Origin of the sequence: Streptomyces longwoodensis (assembly GCF_001514125.1) — a bacterium.
Lineage (GTDB): Bacteria > Actinomycetota > Actinomycetes > Streptomycetales > Streptomycetaceae > Streptomyces > Streptomyces longwoodensis.
In genome coordinates this window covers 928564-948113 of record NZ_KQ948550.1, presented here as the reverse complement: position 1 = coordinate 948113, position 19550 = coordinate 928564, and the positions used below count along the sequence as shown (strand labels likewise).

The following is a 19550-nucleotide window of genomic DNA, read 5'->3' as shown; positions in this document are numbered from 1 at the left end:
GGGGGCGGTGCGGGTCAGGCGGCGTACGGCGTGGTGAACCAGCGGAGGGTGTCCTGCGTGGGTTGGCCGAAGGACCACTTGGTGACGTCGGCGAGGCGGTCGGCCAGCCGCCGGGGCTCAGTCGGGGCGGTCGGCGGCTCTGCTCGTCCCGCGTGCGCGGAGAGGGCGGCCAGGACGGAGTGCAGGGCGTCTTCCAGCGCCTCGAACTCTTCCAGGCAGAGCGTGTACACCTGACGCGAGCGGAACCGGTGCAGCCCGGTCAGCATGATGCCCAGCTTCTTCGCCCGCTTCGCCGCTGTCTCCAAGGCCTCTACCACGGGGCGCAGTTCGGGCGGCGCCTGGAAGTCGAGCGCACGGGCGAGGGTGAACAGCTGGGGTTGCACGTCTCCGAGGACGAAGACGTGCAGGCCGCGGGCGAGCGTCTCGGGCAGCGGCTGGCGCAGCCACAGGGAGCGGAAGCCCGCCAGCTCCGACAGATCGGCGGCCAGCCGGTCCGTACTGCGGTCGAGCAGCCGTCCGGCCGTGGCCGCCGGGTCGTCGTCCTGCGGTACCGGACGTGGTTCGATCAGCGCGACCCGGTCGAAGGCCCGGCGCAGGGAGTCGGTGAGCGGCAGCGAGCGGCGGAAGCCGTCGTCGGGCGACGCGTCGGTGTCCAGCACCTCCAGGACGCCGTCGCCCAGCCGTACCGCCAGCACCATGTGGTGGTGCGCCGCTGCGACCCCGTTGAACTCGTCCCCGGGCCAGTGCCGTCCGTTGGGCGAGAGAACGGGGTATCGGTGCTGGCCGAGGAGCGTGGCGACTTCGTCCCAGCCAATGCCTCCGGGCATCGTGCGCCACTCCAGGCGGCATCCCGGGAAGTCGCCGAAGGGCCCACGACCGGTGTCGCTGCGCGCCAGGTCGAGGGGTGTCGCCAGGCTCGCGGCGATCTCTCGTGCGGACCGGCCGTGATGGGCGAGTACGGCCTCCACGCACCGCAGGAAGCAGCTCAGTCCGTCGAGGCCGACGTCGTGCCAGCCGAGCGCCGTCGCCGGATCGAACCGGGGTCCCCCGGCGGTCAGGCTCATGGGCGCGCTTCTTCCTTCAGTCCCGTCACACCTGTCGTCCCCGTGCCACTGGTCATGCCTGTCGTCCCCGTCCTGCTTGTCGATCGCGGTCATGAGGTCATCAGCTCCCGCCACAGACGGGCGGTGTGCACCTTGTTGGTGCCGGTCCGGGGCAGCTCGGAGCGCAGCACCAGCCGCGTGGGCACCTTGTACGCGGACAATCGGGCAGCGAGGTAGCGGCGCAGCTCCAGCTCGCCCACCCCGCTCGCGGCGACAAAGGCAAAGAAGCCACTCTCCGCGCTGCCCGCGGGGGGACCGGTGACCAGGCAGTCCTGCACCTGCGGATGGCTGCGCAGCACCGCTTCCACCTCGACCGGATCGACCTTGCGACCGGCCACCGACAGCCGCTGGGAGAGGCGCCCGGTCAGCACGAGCCGGCCGTCCGGCAGCAACGTCCCCCAGTCTCCGGTGCGTTGCCAGCCGCCGGTGAACGTCTCGCGGGTAAGGGCGCTCTGGCCCCAGTAGCGGCTGTGCCGGCCGGGCCCGCGCACCCACACCTCCCCCTCCGTGGGGCGCCCGGTGTTGCCGGGGTGCCCGATCCGAACCCGTACGCCGGGCACCGTACGGCCCACCGACTCCACGTCACCGGGGTCCGCCAGGGTGATCACGGCGTTCTCGGTGGCGCCGTAGTGGTTGCTCAGCGAGGTCCCGGACGCCTCTCGCCACGCTTCGGCCGTCGTTGCGTCCAGCCGTTCCCCCGCCGACACGCACAGCCGGGCAATATTGCCGACCGACGGCAGACGGGGGACGAGCACCCGGTAGAGGAAGGGCACCGACTGGATGACGGTGGGCCGCAACTCCCCGATCCAGTTGGCGAGGTCGGCCGGGCTGGGGGGTGTCGGGGCCAGTGCGACGGTCGCTCCGGAGAGCAGGCCGGAGACCAGGGCGATACCGAATGCGTAGCTGTGGTGCAGGGGTGTGGTGCACAGGACCACGTCATCCGGGCGGTAACCGGCCGTGTCCGCGAAGGACGCACACACCGTGAGGGTGCTCGCCCAGTCCCGGCGCACAACCTTAGGCAGGCCGTTGGTGCCGGAGGTCACCAGGCCGAAGGGCGCCAGCCGGCCGGCGGCCGGGAGGGGCCCGGCGGGAAGGGGCTGGGACCTTGCAGACGCGGCGCCGGGGTTCAGGACGCCGGAAAGCCGGGCGATACGGGTCATTGAGGCGATCTCGTCGGGGGTGCTCCGAGGGTCCAGCAGCACGGGGGCGAGCCCGGCGCGGGCGAGTGCCAGCACGAGCACCACGTCGGCGACGGTGTTTCCCATGAGCACGCCCCAGCGCGGCGCCACATGTCCCGGCACCGGGGGGACGTCCAGGCCGTGCGCTGTCCGCTCCACTGCCTCGGCCAGGGCCCGGTAGCCGAGCGATAAGTGGCCGTCGACCAGCGCGGTAGCCGTCGGGCGCAGCTCCGCCCACCGGCGGATCCAGGCATACAACGATTCAGACATCGGTGTCCTCCCCGTCGTCCGGATGCCGTTCGAAACCCACCGACGACCTGCCCTGCCGAATGGTCCATTGCAGCGCCCGCTCGGCGCGGTACCGGCGGACCAGGCGGAAGGGTTCCACCGCGGAGGGCGCGGCGCGCTCCCCCGGCCTGTCGGATCCTGCCGGGCTGGGACCCCACTGCGTGACCTGGACTCCGCCGGGGCGGGGGTCGAGAACGGCGCTGGCCACCGTGAGCAGTGACACCGCACCGGTGTCCGGGTAGGCGGCGGCGGACAGCGCCGTGGGCCACTCCACCGCGACCGCCAGCACCCGGGCGCAGGCGCTCTGGCGGAGCAGATCGGCCCCGTGCCCGAAGGCGTCGACGCCGCCGGAGACGCCCGAGAAGGTGACGGACGGGCCGTCGAGACCGCGGTCGATGGAGAGCGCCGAGACCAGCGCGTGCGGCGTGTAGTGGAGGAAGGCGCGCGGATCAAGCCAGCGCGCACCGGGCCCGCGGACCGCGGTCAGGATGGCCTCCGCGGTGATCCAGGTGGCGTGCCGGCTCGCCAGGACGACTGCCGTCTCCCCGGGTGCGTCCGGCAGCCCGGCCAGCGCCTCGGCCACGGTGGCGCGCAGCACCGGCAGTACCTGGTCCCGCACCGGCAGGCCTTGGTCAGCCGAGGTGGGCACCGCCTGCTCACGCGTCAGGGTCAGCCCGATCACCCGCACCGGGCCGGCACCGGTACCTCGGTCAGCCCGCATGCGCGTCCGCCTCCCGCCGTGCGTCACTGCCGCTCGGCCGGGCACGGGCCGCCCCGAGTACTACCGCGGCGTTCACGCCGCCGAGCCCGCAGGACACCGACACGGCCACCTCCGGCGGCCGGCCCGGGGGCCGTTGGCCCAGGTTGTACTCGCGCCACCTCGGATCGACAGAGGCCAGCCCGAGCGTGGGCAGGACCTCACCGCGCTCCAGGGTCGCGAGCGAGACCACCGCCTCCACGACACCCGCCGCTCCCTGGCAGTGGCCGATGGCGACCTTGGAGCTGACCACAGGCAAGTCCCGGATCAGCCGGTCCCCGAACACCTGGTGCAGCGCGCTCAGTTCCGCGGCATCTCCGTGCCGGGTGCCGGCCGCGTGCGCGTTCACGTAGTCCACCTCGGCCGGCAGGCGGCCGGCCTGGTGCAGGGCACTGCGCACGGCGGCCGCCACTCCCTCGGCCTCGGGGCGCGCCGGCTGGGCGGCGAGGTTGTTGGCGGCCACGCCTTCGAGACGGCCCCGGATCCGTCCCCTCTGCGGCGCGTCCGTCTCGATCACCAGGGCGGCGGCCGCCTCGGAGATGCGGATGCCGGACCGGTCGGCGCTGAAAGGTCGGCAACCGTGGGGGCTCAGGGTGCGCAGGGCGGCCAGACCGTAGAAGCCGGCCTCAGTGATGACGTCGACGCCGCACACCACGACCCGCCGCACTCGGCCTGACGTGATCATCCGCCGGGCAACGCCCAGTGCCACGCACCCGGCCGCCGACGTCGTGGCGACGGTGACCGCCTGGCCGGTCAGGCCGCAGGCGGTGGCGACGCGCTCTTCCAGCGGCACCCCTGCCGGGGTGGTCCCGCTGCTTCGCCAGCCGTCCCACCGGGCACTGACCTCGGCGCCCGTCTCATCGGTGGTGGCTATGACCAGTGCGGTTCCCGCGCCGGGGGCTCCCGCGTCGGCGAGCGCGTCGGCGACCGCCGCCGTCGCGAGGGCGGCCATCCGGCCCGGGTGACCCGGTCCGGGGAGGCCGGGCTCGTGCGGGACGAAGTGCGCGAGGTGGGTGCCGGCCTGCGTGGTGTCGAAGTGCTCGATCGGGCGTGGGGGTGCTCCGCCCGCCGACAGAGTCCGCCACAGCGGGTCGACGCCTCGCCCCGCCGGGGTCAGTACGCCGACGCCGGTGACGGTGACGCCCGCTCCCGGTTCGGACGGTTCGGGCTTAGCCATGACGCTCGGCCAGGTGGCGGACGAGGGAGTCAATGCAGTCGGCGGCTTCCCGTAGGTCCTTGCCGGTCAGGGTGTTGGCGGCGTCGCGCTGCTCCAGTTCGGCGAGGACCAGCACGACGTCCAGGGAGTCGATGCCGATTTCGTCGAAACGGGCGTCGGCGGGCAGGTCTCGGGCCAGCTCCGGTCCCACCCGGGTGCCGAGCACGGTGCGCACCCGTATCTCGAGTTCGGCCAGAACGGCTTCTCGCGTCATGAGGTCTCCGTGTCGTCGGGCGGGCCGGGTGCTGATCAGAGGCGGTCGCCGGGCCCCCGGGTAAGGGGGCCGCCGTTGCGTTCTCAGCCGGTCGCGGGGAGCACCGCTTCGTCCCGGCGGCGCAGGATCTCGTCGACGGTCTGCTCCGCGGTCAGCTCGCTGCTGTCCAGCCACAGGCCGAGCCGCGGGGTCTCCTTGCGCAGTACCGCGTCGAGCTGGTCGAGGGTCCAGCGGGAGCCGTAGGCGACCTTGTCGCGCCCGGACTCGCGGCGCTGCACGGCCTCGACGTCCGGGGTCAGGACCACGAGCCGTACGGTCCGCTGCAGGTAGGACAGGAAGACCTCGAGGTTGTCGCCGAGGATCACGTCCTCGATCACGGTGTGGAAGCCCTCGCGCAGGTAGGAGGAGGCCAGCTGGGCGGCGTGCCGGTAGCGCAGGTGGAGCTGGGCCACTGCCGCCGCGGTCCGCTCAGCCGTCATCTCCTGGCGCCCGTTGCGCACCATGACCCGCAGCACGTCCCCTTCGACGAGGACGCTCGGGGAGAGGCGGTCGGCGAGCAGCCGGGCCACGGTCGATTTGCCGCTGGCCGAGATGCCGGTGACGACGTACAGGTCTCGCTCGGTGGGCTGGGTCATGGTGCGTTCCTCGTCTTTCGTTGTCGGTGGTGGGGGCGCCGGTACAGCCTCAGGGGGCCGTACCGGCCCCAGTGGCAGGAACGCCGTCGGTGGCGGCGGTACGCGCGTCGGGCGCGTGCACCACGCGGTGTCTGCCGGTGCCGCGCGGGGTGAGCGCCCGTACCAGGACGTCGTTGACCAAGGGCTCGACAGCGCCGAGCGCCTTGCGGGCGAGGCCCGCCCCAGCGCGGCCGATCACCTCGGACAGCTTCGGTTCGAGCCAGGACAGCACCAGGTGCTGGCGCCTCTTGCGTGTCTTCGCCACCCGTTCCACGTAGTCGGGGGCGATGCCGTGCTTGTGCGCGAAGTGCCTCAGGGTGTCCCGGGTCCAGGCGTCGCTCCACCTGAGCAGGAAGTAGGGCAGGTCGGCCGGCTGGAACGGGGGCGGTGCCAGGTAGCTGATGACGGAGGCCGGTTCGAACCACACCGTGCCGCCGGCGTCCAGGAGCCGCAGGCAGAAGTCCAGGTGTTCCCGGGTGGTGAGCAGTCCCTCGTCCATGCCGCCGACCCGCTCCAGGGCGTCGAGCCGTACCAGCGCGCAGTGGAACTCGATGATGTCGCACGGCTGACGCACCAGTGCCTCGGCGGGCACCTCGCCGAGACTGCGCAGGAAGTACCGCTGGGTCTGCTGGAAGGCGCGCTCCCCCCACGTACCGGAGAACTCCATGTCGCCGCCCGCCATGTGCACCGTCCGCTCGTCGAGACGGCCCTGGAGGTAGAGCGGGCCGACGGCCCAGGCCCCGGTTTCCTCGGCGCAGTCGACCAGTGCGGTGAGCCAGCCGTCGGTCAGCAGCACGTCGTTGTCCAGGAAGACGACGTACTCGCCGGACGCGTACCGCACGCCCAGGTTGCGGGCCCGGTTGGGGCTGACGTAGGCATCGGTGCGCACCAGGGTGAAGTCCCGCAGCCGGGCCTCCTCGGCGAGGAGACGGGCGGTTGGGGCCGGGGAGTTGACGTCCACGTAGACGAGCCGGAACGGCTCCGGTGTGTGTTTCCAGAGGTGGTCCAGGGCGGTGCGGGTCTCGGAGAAGCGCTCGCGCGCGGTGACGACGACGGTGATCTCGGGCCAGGCCATCAGGATGCCCCCTCAGAACCCGCTGCGCGGGCGGTGGTGACGGAGAAGTAGCCGAACGAAGGAGTGCTGGAAACCGTGGTGAACCCCGCTTGCCGCAGCAGGGCGGCGAGTTCCGTCGCGGTGAACTGGTGTCCCCCAGTGGTGGCCGCCATCGCCACGGCGTTGGCCGCGGCGGTCGCGGGGCCGGGCACGGCGTCGTCGAGGAGCATGTCGTGGACGAGCAGGCGGCCACCGGGTCGCAGTGCCTCCCTCGCATGGTCGGCCAGCGTCCGGCACTGACCCACCGGCCAGTTGTGCATCACGTCGGCGAGCAGGACCACGTCCGCGGACGGCCAGGACGTGGTGAACATGTCGCCCCCCACGACCTCGATCCGTCCGTCCAGCCCGGCCTCGCCGACCGCGCGGGAAGCGATCGGGCAGACGGATTCGAGTTCCAGGACGGTCGCGGTGAGCTCCGGGTACCGCCGGGCCAGGGCGATGGCGTAGGTGCCGCGCCCCCCGGCGACGTCCAGCACGTGCGCCCGGGCGGGGACCCCCAGCAAGTCGGCCCGTTCGGCGAACGCCGTTGCGGCCGCCGCCGAATGGGCGTGCATGGCGTGGGTGAAGATCTCCGCCTGCCGGGGCACCTCCTGATGGACCTGCCACAAGGAGCGGCTTCCATACCCTCGGGGCGCGTCCCCCAGCAGGGCGTCGCGGACAGCGGCGCACCTGTCGTCCCACACCAGCCGGAGCATCGGTCCCCAGTCGTCGGCCGCGCCGGGCAGCAGGTACCGCCGGGTCACCGCCGTCACTTCGTAGCGGTCGCCCCAACGCTCCAGCAGGTGCAGGGAGGCCAGCAGTTCGAGCACCGACCCGGTCGCCAGCGGCTCAGTGCCGCACGCGACCGACACCTCAGCCCTGGTGAGCGGTTCGTCGGCCAGCCGGGCCAGCAGCCCGACGCGGTAAGCGGCCGCGAGTGCGGGCAGTTTCCAGTGGCCCAGGACCAGGTCCTGCAGGAGACGGTCGTCCGGCTCCACGGCGGCGGGACTCCTCCGTGTCGTCATCCTCGTGCGCTCACCTGCTCGGCGACGAAGGCCGCCAGGTCACCGACGGTCACATAGCGGTCGGGACGCAGCGTGTCGTTGTCGAACGCGACGTCGTAGCGCCGCTCGAAGTGCGTCAGTACGAACATCAGGGCTATGGAGTCCAGCGCCAGGTCTGCGAGGACGTCGTCGTCGTGGACCTCGACCGGCCGGCCCTCGTCCGCCAGCAACTCGGCGACCGTTTGCAGGACTTCCCCGCGCAGTGTGTCGGGGTCGGGAGTTGCGGGAGTCGTGGGATCGTGCGGCAGCGGACGGGACACCATGCTCACCTCCGGTTCACCAGGACGGGAACGGCTGCCGGCGGCAGCCCCCTCCAGGGCTGTGTGGAAACGTGCAGCGAGATCTCCGGCACCGAGGGCGGCCAGCGGATGCCGGGTCGGGCGCCGTCCGGACCGTGTGACGCGCAGGACCACGAGACGCGGACCCGGCTCGTCGGTCGCGGTGGCCATGGCACGGGCCACGCCTGCCGGCGACGACGCAAGGTGGACGCCCCGGTAGCCGGCGGCGTGCCCGAGGGACCTCCAGTCGGCGGGACCCGGCACCGGCTGGCCCCCGGTGGAGTCGTAGATCCGGTTGTCCAGCACGATGTGGATCAGGTTGGCCGGGGCCTGTGCTCCGACGGTGAGTGCTGTCCCCAGGTGCATGACCAGGGCGCCGTCGCCGTCCAGTACGACGATCCGCCGGTCGGGCCGGGAGATTGCCGCGCCGAGCCCGAGGGCCAGGGCATGGCCCATCGAGCCCAGCATGTAGAAGTGGGCGGGGGAATCGGCCCGAGTGAAGAGTTCCCGGGAGGTGCGTCCCGTCGTCGCGAACACTGCGGAGCCCCGCAGCCACGGCACTAGGTCTTCGATGGCCTGTCCCCGGTCGTAACCCTCGCCGCTGGGGTCGTTGTCCGACTGCGGTTTCTCCACGCGCCCGATCCGGCCGCGCGGTACGAGGACGGCGTAGGGACGGCGTTCGGCCCGTGCTCGGTCCGCCGCCTCCCATGCTTGGGCGAGACCGTCGTCGCCCGGTGCCAGAACCTGGTGCCCGATGCCCAGTTGGCTCAGCAAGGGCTCGGTGGTGGGGCCGGTCAGCGAGTGCTGGGGCTCGTCGTCCTCCGGCCGGGGCCAGCCGCGAAGGGTCATGAAGATGACGACGGGGACGGCGAATGTGTCGATGAGCGAGGTCAGCGGGTTGATCAGATTGCCGAAGCCTGAGTTCTGGATCAGTACCGCGCTGCGCTGCCCGGCCAGTTCGGCGCCGGCTGCGATCGCCAGGGCGGCGCCTTCGTTGGCGGCTGGCACGTAGCGCCCCGGCTGCCGCGCCAGCAGGGCCAATGGTCCCTGGAGCCAACCGCACGGCACCCCGGTCACCAGGCCGACACCGCGCGCGTCCAGTTCAGCGCAGAACCGCTCGGCGGAGATCACTGGACCAGTTCCTCGGCCGGCCGTACCGGTGCGGCAAGGACCGCCGGCAGCGGCTCCATGCTGTTGACTGCGGCAGCGCGCAGGCCATGACTGCGGGCGAGCGAGGCCATCGCCTGGCCGGGACCTAAGTCGAGCACGACGTGCGCGCCGCGCTCGGTGACGCCTTCCAGGCACAAGTCCCAGCGCACCTGGGCGGCGACGTGATCTGCCAGCTCGGCCCGGATGTCGTCGGCGTCGGTCAAGGGGCGGCCGGTCAGGTTGCTCACCACCGAGACCTTTGGCTGTGACACGGCCAGCCGGCCGGCCGGTGCCCGCAGACGGTCCCGCACCGGTGCCATGAGGCTGGAGTGCGCGGCGAGTCCGGTGCGGACATCGGTCACCTTCTCGGCCTCCAGGACGTCGGCGTGCTCGCGCAGCCAGAGGACGGCCGCGCGGTCCCCGGATACGACCAGGTGGCGGGCTCCGTTGCGGCAGCCGATGGTGAGCACGCCGAGTTCTTCCGGGCACCTCGCGCACGTCCGGGCCACCCGGTCGTGGTCAGCGCCGACGACCGACAGCATGCCGCCGGGACGTCGCGTGGCCTCGGCCTCCATGAGCCGGGCCCGTTCTCGGACGAACTCCAGGGCGTCCTCGGCCGTCAGCGCGCCGGCGCAGACGAGGGCGGTGAAGTGCCCGAGGCTGTGGCCGCCCACCAGCGCCGGGGGCCGCCACGCCGCACCCTGGTGCTCCACGAGAGCCGAGAAGGCCAGCAGGCCCGTCACGAAGACAGCCGGGTAGGCAAGTTCGACCGAACGCAACTGGCGAGGGCTTCCGTCCCGGCAGATGTCGCGCAGCGGGAGGCCGCAGGCAGCCTCCAGGCGGTCCAGCAGCTCGCGGGCGGCGGGCGAGTGCGCCAGCAGACGCGCGGCCATGCCCGGCCGTTGCGTGCCGGCGCCTGGGAAGAGCGCGGCGTACGGCCTCTGCGACAGGACCTGCCCGAGCGGGGTCCCGGGGGCGCTCATCGGACCACCTCCTCGGTGCTCGTCAACATCAACCGTCCTAGCCGCGTGAGTTCGGCCTCCAGCAGCGCGGAGTGCGCGACGCCCGGACCGTAGGCCAGGAAGGCGGGCGCCTCCAGCCGTTCGTGCAGCGTGGCGCCTGCCGCGAGACCCGGTGTGAGGTACCGGCCGCCGGCGGCGGCGATGAGCGCCGCTCCGGCCGCGACGTCCCAGGACCGCGTGCCCAGGTTGCAGGCGATCTGCCCGCGGCCGACCGCCGTATAGGCAAGGGCCAACGCGGAGGAGCCGATCCGCCGTACGTCGTAGGCGCGCACCAGGCCCGCCCACAGGGCGAGTTCCCGCTCGTCGGGGTTGGAGCCTCCGCGGGGGAAGTCGGTCAGCACCACGGCGGGTCCGCCGACGGGGGCGGCGGAGGGAAGAGGGCGGCCGTTGAGTTCGAGCGCACCGCACACGCTGGTGAACGTCTCGTCCCGCGACGGGTCGTACACGCACGCGGCCACCAGTACTCCGTCCAGCGCGGCGGCGATCGACACACAGAACAGGGGCAGCCCGTGTGCGAAGTTATTGGTGCCGTCGATGGGGTCGACGTACCACCGGATGGCTCCCGAGCCGCGGTCCCCGCCCTCCTCGCCGGTGACCGTGGAGTCCGGGTGGCGTGCGAGGAGGGTCTCGACGATGGCCGTCTCGGCCCGCAGGTCGTACTCGGTCACCAGATCGTGCGCTCCCTGTTTGGGATGCGTCAGCAGGTTCTCGGCGCGGGCCGCCATCAGGATGCGCCCCGCCCGATGGCAGGCCTGCACGGCGGTTTCCAGCAGCATTCGTGGCTCGTGGCGGCTGGTCATGAGGCCGGCTCTTCCGTCGACGGTTGCCGCAGTCCCGGGTCGGCCGCCGTGAGCGTGCTGAGGTAGTCCTCGCCGTCGTGGGAGCCGAAGTAGTGGCAGATGACCCGCTCGGGCAGCTCGGGCAGCCACTCCAGGCGCCCGGAGCGGTACGGCTCACCCAAGTCCCGCACGAGTTCCGGACTGAGCCGCCCTGCCATCAGCGAGTACAGCATCTGGGTGACGAAGCGCGGGCGGGGCAGTATGTCCGGGTCCGTGCGCTGCATCAGCTCTTCGAGGTAGGCCGCGTCGAAAAACGTGGCAGCATCCGCGGCGACGAAGCCGCAGCACATGTCGTCGACGAACGGCCGCCCGGGTACGGCGTCCGGCAGCCAGTGGATCCCCTTCGGCTGCCAGCCGTGCTCGGGCGAGTAGAGCAGCGCGGTCGCCTCGGCGCCGTTCGCCCAGTCGATCAGCCGGTCCGGCCGGTTGAGGAACACCACGTCGGAGTCCATGCCGATCACCCGTGGCCGCCCGGCGAGCACGAAGTAGTCCACGAGCTGCATGATCCGCGGGTTGCCACGGCGGGTGCGCAGTACGAGCGGGAAGTTGGCGAGGGTCTGTTCGACCTGCGCGTCGGCCTCCGCCCGGGACACGACCCGCGCGGCGCCCAGAGCACGCAGCCGGACGTGGTCGTCGGCGTCGAGCGTTCCGTCGTCGTGAAGTACGACGGCCGGGGCCGTCCAAAATCGGGCAAGGGAGCGCAGGGCCACCAGACAGCGCTCCACGTGCTGGTGGGAGAGCAGGGTGTGCACTTCGACGGGTGCCTCGCCGGTGAAGCGCGGGGCCGCTGGGAGCGTGTCAGACCGCGGCACGGCCCGCCTCCTCCGCCCTGGCGTCCAGGGACAGCCACCGCCGCTCCTGTGCGGCCTGGTATGTCGTCTCGACGGTTGCGACCAGGTCGCGTCCGTGGCGCAGGGAGTGCGGGTACGGTTCGGTGCCGTGGGCCAGTCGGTTCCCGATCTCCTCGTACAGGCCCTGTGTGATCATCCCCCGCTCCCTGGGGACGTCCCAGCTGTGGACTGGCCGGCCGTCCCGGTAGAGGCGGACTGCCCGCGGGACCGCGCTGTAGTCACCGGCGGCCGGGTCGAAGTCCAAGTGCAGACGCCCCTGTTCACCCCGCACCTCGAAGGCGACGGGACCGTGTCCGGTGCCAACGGCGAGCGAGACGTGGACGTCACCGTGCCGGTAGTGCGCGAAGCACTCGCGGTCGAACGGCGGGGCGGGGTCGAACTCGGCGGTCGCCATGACCTCGGTGGGGGCCCGGCCGGCCAGAAGCTCGGCCAGGTACAGGGCGTGCCAGCCCGTGTCCACGAGCCGGCCACCGCCCGAGAGGGTTCGGTCGTAACGCCAGCCTGGGCGGAACTCCGCGACGCCGTCCCAGGGGTACGACCCGAGACAGCTGATCAGGATCGAACGCAACGAACCGATATGGCCTTCCCGCACGAGTCGGATCAGGAGCAGGTACTCCGGGAAGAAGGCGTAGTTGTGCGTCATGAAGACCTTGGCGCCCGTGCGGGCAGCGTCCGACAGCAGGGCGTCCGCCTCCTCGACCGAGTTGGCCAACGGCTTCTCGCACAGGACGGCAACACCGGCCTCCCCGAGGGTGCGCAGCTCGGCGGAGCGCACGGACGGTGGCGTGGCGAGCAGCACCAGATCGGGCCGGGCTCGGTCCACCAGCTCCGCCACGCTGCGGAACACCGGTACCGACTGGCCGCCGGTCTGCGCCAGTCCGGCCAGCCGGAGCGCCCTGTGGGGCACTAGGTCGACGAGCCCGGTCAGGTGCAGGCCGGGCGTTCCCAGCAGAACCGGCAGATGACCCTGCTCGACGATCTGGCCGCATCCGACGACTCCGACTCTCACAGTGTTGCCTCCCCCGAGAGATTGACGGCCGGTTCGGCGATCCCGTGCCACGGCCTCATCCTGGGGTCACGAACCGCTCCGTGCCGTGATAGATCAGCGCGCGTTATCAATGAGCCGATGGCGCAAACTTTCTTGACCGTGCATGGACACGAGGTCACACTGAGGCAGTGATCATTCGACTCCGCCTCGTCACACGACGGCACGTCGACCTCCAGCGGCAGGCGAGCGCGCTCTGTACCCGCTGAAGCGGATCCCTAGGGCTGCTCCGCGACGGACGGCCTCTTGACGTCCGCGCATTCGCCTTTCCCTCGATTCACCGGACCGCCTTCCCGCGCCGCCTGAATCGCTGAAGCGCAGTATGACGCTTTCCTGCCGCTCCATCTGTCAGGAGGGACGCCGAGGCCCCGGACACCCTTCTCGTTGTCCCCCCGCCCGGTCCTTCTCACGGCTGCGAAGCGCAGACGATCGTACGGGGGTCGAACCATGGAATTACGTCAAATCGAGTTCTTCGTCGCCGTCGCCGAGGAACTGCATTTCGGCCGTGCCGCGCGCAGACTGCACGTGGTCCAGCCGGCGGTGAGCCAGCAGATCCGGCAACTGGAGCGTGGACTGCGCGTGAAGCTTTTCAACCGGTCCACGCGGCGGGTGTGTCTGACGGAGGCCGGCGAAGCCCTCCTGCCGGCGGCGCGCGCAGTCTTGCTGACGGCGCAGGAAACCCAACTGATCGCCGCGCGCTACGCGTCCTCCCGGGGGAATTCCCTTCGCATCGCCACATCGCTGCGCAGTCGTGCCCGTCTGCGGCTGGCCGCGGACACACTGATGCAGAGCCGCCCCGGGCTGACGGTCCACCTAGTGGACGTGTCCGACGGAACGAGGCTGGATCTCGTGCGCACCGGCGCCCTCGACGCGGCCATGGTCGATCACCTCGTCCCTCCCACCCCTGGTTTACTGCTGCACCGATTGAAATGGCGTCCCGTACTGGCGGCCCTTCCCAGCTCCTGTGGGCTGGCCGAGCAAGAGAGCGTCGGCGTGGAGGCACTGGGGGAACTGCCGATGCGTCAGATCCCGTCGGCCTTCCACCTGACGTTGGTCGAGCTGATCATTTCGGCCCGGCGGCGCCTCGGGCTGGAGTCGATCCCCTTGCGCTATGCGACATCGGTACGGGAGGCACTCGACGGGATCGCCCGGTACGGCGACTCCTGGACGGCCGTCCAGGACGAGGCGCGGGAGTACGCGCAACACCCGGGGATCCGCTTACGGGCACTGAGCGTCGACGGAATGGCGACACAATCGGGCATGGTGACTCGCGTGGCTCCATCCGAACAGGTTTTGGCGCTTCTGGGCAGTTGCACATCGTCCTTCGAGCGCGAGGTGTAGCCGTGTTTCGCGACCGAAACCGGGACCGGGCTCGGCCCGGGTCAAGGAACTGTGTCACCCCCGGCCAGAATCCGCTCCGCCGGGACGAGATACGTGGACCGCGAAAGGCGCCCGCTGCGCGGTCATCTGGTGGGAAATCTGGCAGGCCAAATGCCTCCGGCCGCTGCGCCCACCAGCGCGATCAGCACCCCGCCCGCCAACCCCAACTTCACCCGAGTGGGCCGCTGTCTCACCGACGACCAGGGCCCCCGCACGCCCGACGACTGGTCGACGGCATCACCCGATCCACTCGGCTGGGGATCGACGGCGCCGCCCATCTCGCGCCCGTCGAGCAACCGCACCTCTTACTGAACGCGTTGACGGACCACCTCGACGCCACCACGCCGGCGCGATGGCATGGCCGTACGGCGTGCCGTGCTCGGTGAGGAATACGTGGCGCGGGCCGTAGCCGCCACCAACGCGTTCACGGCACCCTTCCAAAACCTGATCACCCGCTACGCCTGGGGGAATCTGGACCCGACCCGGCCTGGACCGCCGCACCCGCAGCTGCATCTCCCTCACCGCGCTGATCGCCCACGGCCACCACGACGAGCTCGCGATGCGCATACCCGCCGCCCGCTTCGAAGGAGACACACTCACATGACGCCTCCCACCCACACCACCGTCGCCGTGGTCGGCGGCGGCCCCGCCGGACTGCTACTGGCCCGCCTTCTCCACCAGGCCGGTATCGACTGCGTGGTCTTAGAACACCGGGACCGCACCTACGTCGAGCAGCGCCAGCGCGCCGGCATCCTCGAGCAGGGCACCGTCGACGCGCTGCGGGCGTGCGGCGCTGCCGAGCGCCTGGACCGCGAGGGCCTGGTGCACGACGGCGTCGAGCTGCGCTGGAACCGCCGCAGCCACCGCATCGACTTCCCCTCGCTCACCGGAGGCCGCAGAGTCTGGGTCTACGCCCAGACCGAAGTCGTCAAGGACCTCGTAGCCCTCCAACTCGCCGACGGCCCACCGCTGCTGTTCAAAGCCGAGGTTACGGCCGTGACCGGAGCGGACACCGAGCACCCCGTCGTCCAGTACACCCACCAGGGCCGGTCGCGCACCCTCACCTGTGACTACGTGGTGGGATGCGACGGATTCCACGGGGTCGTCCGCAAGGCCGTGCCCGAGGGGCAGTTGCAGACCTTCGAGCGGGTGTACCCCTACTCGTGGTTCGGCGTCCTCGCCGACATCCCGCCCTCCTGCGACGAGCTGATCTACGCCCATTCACCGCGCGGGTTCGCACTGCACAGCATGCGTTCGCCGACCGTGAGCCGTCTGTACCTCCAGGTTCCCAACGGCACCGATCCCGCCACCTGGAGCGACAAACAGATCTGGGACGAACTCGAGGAGCGGTTCGCCGTCGACGGCGACTGGAAGCTGCGACGCGGCCCCATCACCCAGCGGGCCGTCCTTCCCATGCGCAGCTTCGTCACCGAACCCATGCGCTGGGGCCGGATCCTGCTCGCCGGGGACGCCGCCCACATCGTGCCGCCGACCGGCGCCAAGGGCCTCAACCTCGCCGTCTCCGACGTCGTCGTCCTGGCCCGAGCTTTCACCGAGCGGGCGTCCACGGGCAGCACAGCCGGGCTGAACGCCTACTCCGACACCTGTCTGCAACGGGTATGGAGAGCCGAGCATTTCTCCTGGTTCATGACCACGACTACGCACACGGCACCCGAGCACAGCGGGTTCGAAACACGCTTGCAACTCGCCTATCTGGACCGTATCGCTGCCTCTTCGCACGCGGCGGCCGAGCTGGCCGAGAACTACGCGGGCCTGCCCATAGGGTAGACCGCCCCCGCCGAGCGCCGCTGAACGCCACCGGCCCCGGAACAGCACAAGCAGCAAGGCGTAGCAGACAGCCGCCAACGGGCGCGGTGCCGCCCTGGGCCCTTGGCTCAGCTGGCAGCCGAGGCTACTACGGACCGGACGGCAGCCTGCGCGGGCGCCGTGGGCTTCCACACGAGCCGGGTGAGGGCGAGCCTCGGTGCCGGCGCACTGCGACCGGTGATGAGGTCGGCGATGGCGGCGGGCGCGGTCACTGTTCCGCTTCGCCGGGCGGGTAGTTGCCCAGCAGGCGACGGCGGCCCTTGAGCAGACCGAGCCTAGGCAGTGTCTTTCCGATCATCTGATCGTTGGGTTGGTCGTGAGGGATGGGGAGATAACTGACGCTGCCTGGGCGGTGATCGAGCCGTTGTTGCCGCCCGCGGGCCGGGCCCGGGGCAGGTGGCGGGATGACCGCCAGGTGCTGGAGGGCATCGTGTTCAAGTTCCACACCGGGGTGCCCTGGAGGGACCTTCCGGAGCGGTTCGGACCCTGGCAGACCGTGCACGGACGCTTCGCCCGCTGGACGGCGGACGGCACCTTCGACCGGCTCCTTGCCGCAGCCCAGCAGCGGGCGGAGGTGGACTGGCTGGTCGCCCTGGACTCCACCATCGTGCGGGCCCACCAGCACACCGCGGCCAAAGGGGGCTCGAGGAACGCGGCCTCGGACGCTCCCGCAGCGGACTGACCAGCAAGATCCACCTGGCCTGCGACGGACGGGGCCGCCCCCTGGCGTTCACGGTCACGGCCGGCACCCGCAACGACTGCACCCAGGCCGAGACGGTCATCGACAAGATCCGGGTCGCGAGCGCCGGGCCGGGACGGCCCCGTGTCCGGCCGGAGCGGGTGGTGGCAGACAAGGGCTACTCGGCCCGTTCCTTCCGCGCCTGCCTGCGCAGACGCGGAATCAAGGCGACCATTCCCGAATGCGTCGACCAGCTCGCGGGACGACGCCGGCGGCGCGAACGGCCCTGCGGCTTTGACCGGACCGTCTACCGCCGCCGCAACGTCGTCGAGCGCTGCCTCCACCGCCTCAAGCAGTGGCGAGGCATCGCCACCCGCTACGACAAGCAACCCGACCGCTACCTCGCCGCCATCACCCTGGCCAGCACACTCATCTGGCTCCAGACATGATCGACAAGACGCTGCCTAGGCCGACGTGCGGCGGACCAGGGTGGTCGGCAGGACCACGCCGGCCCCGGCTTCGTCGGGGCCGTCGGGCGGGGCGGGCGTGCCGCCCGGGCCGTCCTCGTCGGTCGCGCGCGGGCCGGTGCCGCCTCCGGGGCGGTCCAGGCGGCGCAGCAGCAGGCGGGCCATCAGCCGGCCCATCTCCTCGATGTCCTGCCGGACGGTCGTCAGCGGCGGGTCCGTCTGCTCGGCGACCGGCAGCATGTCGTCGAAGCCGACGACGGCGACGTCCTCGGGCACCCGCAGCCCCCGTTCCCGCAGCACCCGCAGCGCCCCGGCCGCGGTGAGGTCGTTCGCGGCGAACAGCGCGTCCAGACCGGGCCGCCGGTCGAGGAGGGCGCGCATCGCCCGCTCCCCTCCGGCCGGGGTGAAGTCGCTCTCGGCGACCAGCCCCGGGTCGGCGTCGCCCATGACGTCGCGGTAGCCGTCCAGCCGGTCGGCCGCGGAGGTCTGGTCCAGGGGCCCGGTGATGTGGGCGATCCGGGTGCGGCCGAGCGAGGCCAGGTGGCGCACGGCGTCCCGGGCCCCGCCGCGGTTGTCGCTGTCCACGTAGACCGTGGGCCCGGTGGCGGCGGCGCGGCCGTCGCTCCAGCCGGGCCGTCCGCCGAAGACGGTGGGGACGCCCGCGCCCTGGATCAGGCCGGGCAGAGGGTCGTCGAGGTGCAGGGAGAAGACCAGCGCGCCGTCGACGTGTCCCCCGGCGAGGTAGCGGGCCACGCGTGCGTGGTCGTCGCGGCCCTCGGTGAGCAGCAGCACCAGCTGGTTGTCGTGCGCGGTGAGCTCCTTGCTGATGCCGCGCAGCTGGAGCGCGAAGAAGGGGTCGGCGAAGACCCGGGCCTCCGGCTCGGCGATGACGACGGCGACCGCGTCGTGGCGGCGCGTGACCAGGCTGCGGGCTGCCTGGTTGGGGACGTACCCGAGTTCCTCAACGGCCCGCCGCACCCGCTCCACGAGGGGTTCGCGGACCCCGTCGCCGCCGTTGACGACCCGCGACACGGTCGCCCGTGAGACGCCGGCCCGCGCTGCCACGGCCTCCAGGGTCGGTCGTGGGGCGGTGTCGGTCACGGTGGAACTCCTCGTCGGCGGCTGCCGCTCAGGATAGCTCCGGGAGGGACGCCCGATCCGGCCGAGGGCGGGGGCGGAAGGGCACCGCGCCGGCCCGCGCCGCCACCGCCACCGCCACTGCCACCGCCACCGCCACCGGCGCCGGCGCCGGCGCCGGCGCCGGCGCCAGGGACCCGCGGGCCGCCGCCCCGTCAGCCGTGCCCCCCGTGGTCGTGCGGCTCGTACCCCGGGATCGTCCCGTCCGGCTTCCTCACCAGGAACAGGCCCACCATCCCCATGTCGGAGTGGCTCTGGACGTGGCAGTGGTACATCCAGGCGCCGGCGCCCACCCCCTCCCCCGCGATCACCTGGAAGCCGAAGGAGTCGGCGGGGCCGACGATCTTGTTGTCGATCACCCGGCTGGGGTCGTCGGGGCCGGTCAGCAGGCCGGTGCGGTTGTCGGCCCAGCGGTGTCCGTGCAGGTGGAAGGTGTGGTAGTACTCACCGTGGGTGATCATCACGAACTCGACGCGGTCGCCCGTGGTGGCCTCGAAGTCGGGTCCGCCGTGGGCCGGCCGGTTGTTGATGAGCATGTCGTTGAAGACGATGGTGTGCGTCCGGTCCGGCAGGACGTCGCCCTTGCGCCGGACCACCACCGGGCCGTAGAGCCCCTTGCGGATGCCTCCGGTGCCGTGCTCGGTGCCCACCACGTGGTCGTGGTAGTGCCAGTAGCCCGCGCTGCCCGCCCGCCAGGTGCCGTCCTCGCGGCGGCCGGGGGCGTGGGTGCGCCAGGTGTAGGTGCGGGTGCCGCCGGGTTCGACGTCGCTGCGGGTGTGCCTGGTGCCGTCGTTGGTGATCTCGTAGTCCAGGCCGTGCACGTGCAGGCTCACGGGGACGTCCAGGGTGTTCTCGAACGCGACGTGCAGGGTGTCGCCCTCGTTGAGTTCGATCAGCGGGCCGGGTACGGTCGCCGCGCCCTTCTCCAGGCCGTAGCCCAGCTGTCCGTCCGGGAGCTTCTCGGCGTACAGCCTGAGGTGTTTCACCTCGCCGCCGGCCGGTGCGGTGCGCACGGTCCCGCCGGCCGCGGAGACGTCGGCGCCGGCCGCGGAGGACACCAGGGGCGCCACGGGCAGGGAGGCCGCGGCGACCGCGCCGCCCGCGAGCAGACGTCGGTGGAAGGTGCGTCGGTCCATGCCGAACTCTCCATCCGGTGGGGGACGTTGGGGAGGCGTGGGCGGTGTTCGCCCGAGTGAAGGTACCGGCCCGACAGCCGTTCATCCACACCCAGGACAAAGTCAGCCGGATCCCGTCCGTACCCCTTGGCGGGCGGGGCAAAGGCGTCTAGG

The 19550-nt window shown here is 71.8% G+C and carries 19 protein-coding genes and 1 pseudogene; 5 read left to right on the top strand and 15 right to left on the bottom strand.

The window, feature by feature from the left end:
* Window positions 1-14 precede the first annotated feature (14 nt).
* The 13 genes from AQJ30_RS09000 to AQJ30_RS08940 form a co-directional block, all read right to left on the bottom strand.
* Window positions 15-1064, bottom strand: coding sequence for a hypothetical protein (locus AQJ30_RS09000; protein WP_067230820.1), 1050 nt, complete (start codon window positions 1062-1064; stop codon window positions 15-17).
* Between the two features lie 89 nt (window positions 1065-1153).
* Entirely contained in the window at window positions 1154-2551 is a 1398-nt protein-coding gene (locus AQJ30_RS08995) for a class I adenylate-forming enzyme family protein (protein ID WP_067230817.1), read from the bottom strand.
* A complete protein-coding gene (locus AQJ30_RS08990; protein ID WP_067230814.1) occupies window positions 2544-3290 on the bottom strand; it encodes a beta-ketoacyl-[acyl-carrier-protein] synthase family protein in 747 nt (248 codons plus the stop codon). The genes AQJ30_RS08995 and AQJ30_RS08990 overlap by 8 nt, the downstream gene beginning before the upstream one ends.
* A complete protein-coding gene (locus AQJ30_RS08985; protein ID WP_067230811.1) occupies window positions 3280-4503 on the bottom strand; it encodes a beta-ketoacyl synthase N-terminal-like domain-containing protein in 1224 nt (407 codons plus the stop codon). The genes AQJ30_RS08990 and AQJ30_RS08985 overlap by 11 nt, the downstream gene beginning before the upstream one ends.
* Window positions 4496-4756, bottom strand: coding sequence for a phosphopantetheine-binding protein (locus tag AQJ30_RS08980; protein ID WP_067230808.1), 261 nt, complete (start codon window positions 4754-4756; stop codon window positions 4496-4498). The genes AQJ30_RS08985 and AQJ30_RS08980 overlap by 8 nt, the downstream gene beginning before the upstream one ends.
* Before the next feature lie 83 nt (window positions 4757-4839).
* Window positions 4840-5391: a P-loop nucleotide/nucleoside kinase family protein gene (locus AQJ30_RS08975; RefSeq protein WP_067230805.1), complete on the bottom strand. Its 552-nt coding sequence runs from the start codon at window positions 5389-5391 to the stop codon at window positions 4840-4842.
* Window positions 5392-5440: 49 nt separating this feature from the next.
* A complete protein-coding gene (locus AQJ30_RS08970) occupies window positions 5441-6505 on the bottom strand; it encodes a glycosyltransferase family 2 protein (protein ID WP_067230803.1) in 1065 nt (354 codons plus the stop codon).
* Window positions 6505-7548: a methyltransferase gene (locus tag AQJ30_RS08965; RefSeq protein ID WP_079083925.1), complete on the bottom strand. Its 1044-nt coding sequence runs from the start codon at window positions 7546-7548 to the stop codon at window positions 6505-6507. Before AQJ30_RS08965 ends, AQJ30_RS08970 begins: the two co-directional genes overlap by 1 nt.
* Window positions 7545-8996: a thiamine pyrophosphate-dependent enzyme gene (locus AQJ30_RS38400; RefSeq protein ID WP_067230797.1), complete on the bottom strand. Its 1452-nt coding sequence runs from the start codon at window positions 8994-8996 to the stop codon at window positions 7545-7547. The genes AQJ30_RS08965 and AQJ30_RS38400 overlap by 4 nt, the downstream gene beginning before the upstream one ends.
* Window positions 8993-9997 (bottom strand): ACP S-malonyltransferase, encoded by a 1005-nt coding sequence (locus AQJ30_RS08955; protein ID WP_067230795.1) that lies wholly within the window; start codon window positions 9995-9997, stop codon window positions 8993-8995. The genes AQJ30_RS38400 and AQJ30_RS08955 overlap by 4 nt, the downstream gene beginning before the upstream one ends.
* On the bottom strand, window positions 9994-10836 hold the full coding sequence (locus AQJ30_RS08950; protein WP_067230792.1) for an inositol monophosphatase family protein: 843 nt from the start codon (window positions 10834-10836) through the stop codon (window positions 9994-9996). The genes AQJ30_RS08955 and AQJ30_RS08950 overlap by 4 nt, the downstream gene beginning before the upstream one ends.
* A complete protein-coding gene (locus AQJ30_RS08945; protein WP_067230791.1) occupies window positions 10833-11687 on the bottom strand; it encodes a hypothetical protein in 855 nt (284 codons plus the stop codon). The genes AQJ30_RS08950 and AQJ30_RS08945 overlap by 4 nt, the downstream gene beginning before the upstream one ends.
* A complete protein-coding gene (locus AQJ30_RS08940; RefSeq protein ID WP_067230787.1) occupies window positions 11674-12735 on the bottom strand; it encodes a Gfo/Idh/MocA family protein in 1062 nt (353 codons plus the stop codon). The genes AQJ30_RS08945 and AQJ30_RS08940 overlap by 14 nt, the downstream gene beginning before the upstream one ends.
* Before the next feature lie 167 nt (window positions 12736-12902).
* On the opposite strand from AQJ30_RS08940, the gene AQJ30_RS40085 reads away from it, so the two are divergent.
* The 5 genes and pseudogenes from AQJ30_RS40085 (at window position 12903) to AQJ30_RS36745 (ending at window position 17106) form a co-directional block, all read left to right on the top strand.
* Window positions 12903-12980: a putative leader peptide gene (locus tag AQJ30_RS40085; protein ID WP_425424135.1), complete on the top strand. Its 78-nt coding sequence runs from the start codon at window positions 12903-12905 to the stop codon at window positions 12978-12980.
* Window positions 12981-13218: 238 nt separating this feature from the next.
* Complete coding sequence (locus AQJ30_RS39275; RefSeq protein ID WP_067230784.1) at window positions 13219-14112, top strand: LysR family transcriptional regulator; 894 nt, start codon at window positions 13219-13221, stop codon at window positions 14110-14112.
* A 508-nt stretch (window positions 14113-14620) separates the two neighbouring features.
* Window positions 14621-14755, top strand: coding sequence for a carboxymuconolactone decarboxylase family protein (locus AQJ30_RS40080; RefSeq protein ID WP_425424134.1), 135 nt, complete (start codon window positions 14621-14623; stop codon window positions 14753-14755).
* Window positions 14752-15939 (top strand): 4-hydroxybenzoate 3-monooxygenase, encoded by a 1188-nt coding sequence (locus AQJ30_RS08930; RefSeq protein ID WP_067230781.1) that lies wholly within the window; start codon window positions 14752-14754, stop codon window positions 15937-15939. The genes AQJ30_RS40080 and AQJ30_RS08930 overlap by 4 nt, the downstream gene beginning before the upstream one ends.
* Window positions 15940-16294: 355 nt before the next feature.
* Window positions 16295-17106, top strand: a pseudogene (locus AQJ30_RS36745) (IS5 family transposase).
* A 15-nt stretch (window positions 17107-17121) separates the two neighbouring features.
* On the opposite strand, the gene AQJ30_RS08915 reads toward AQJ30_RS36745, so the two are convergent.
* Entirely contained in the window at window positions 17122-18225 is a 1104-nt protein-coding gene (locus tag AQJ30_RS08915; RefSeq protein WP_067230776.1) for a LacI family DNA-binding transcriptional regulator, read from the bottom strand.
* Between the two features lie 191 nt (window positions 18226-18416).
* Entirely contained in the window at window positions 18417-19397 is a 981-nt protein-coding gene (locus tag AQJ30_RS08910) for a multicopper oxidase domain-containing protein (RefSeq protein WP_067230774.1), read from the bottom strand.
* Window positions 19398-19550 lie beyond the last annotated feature (153 nt).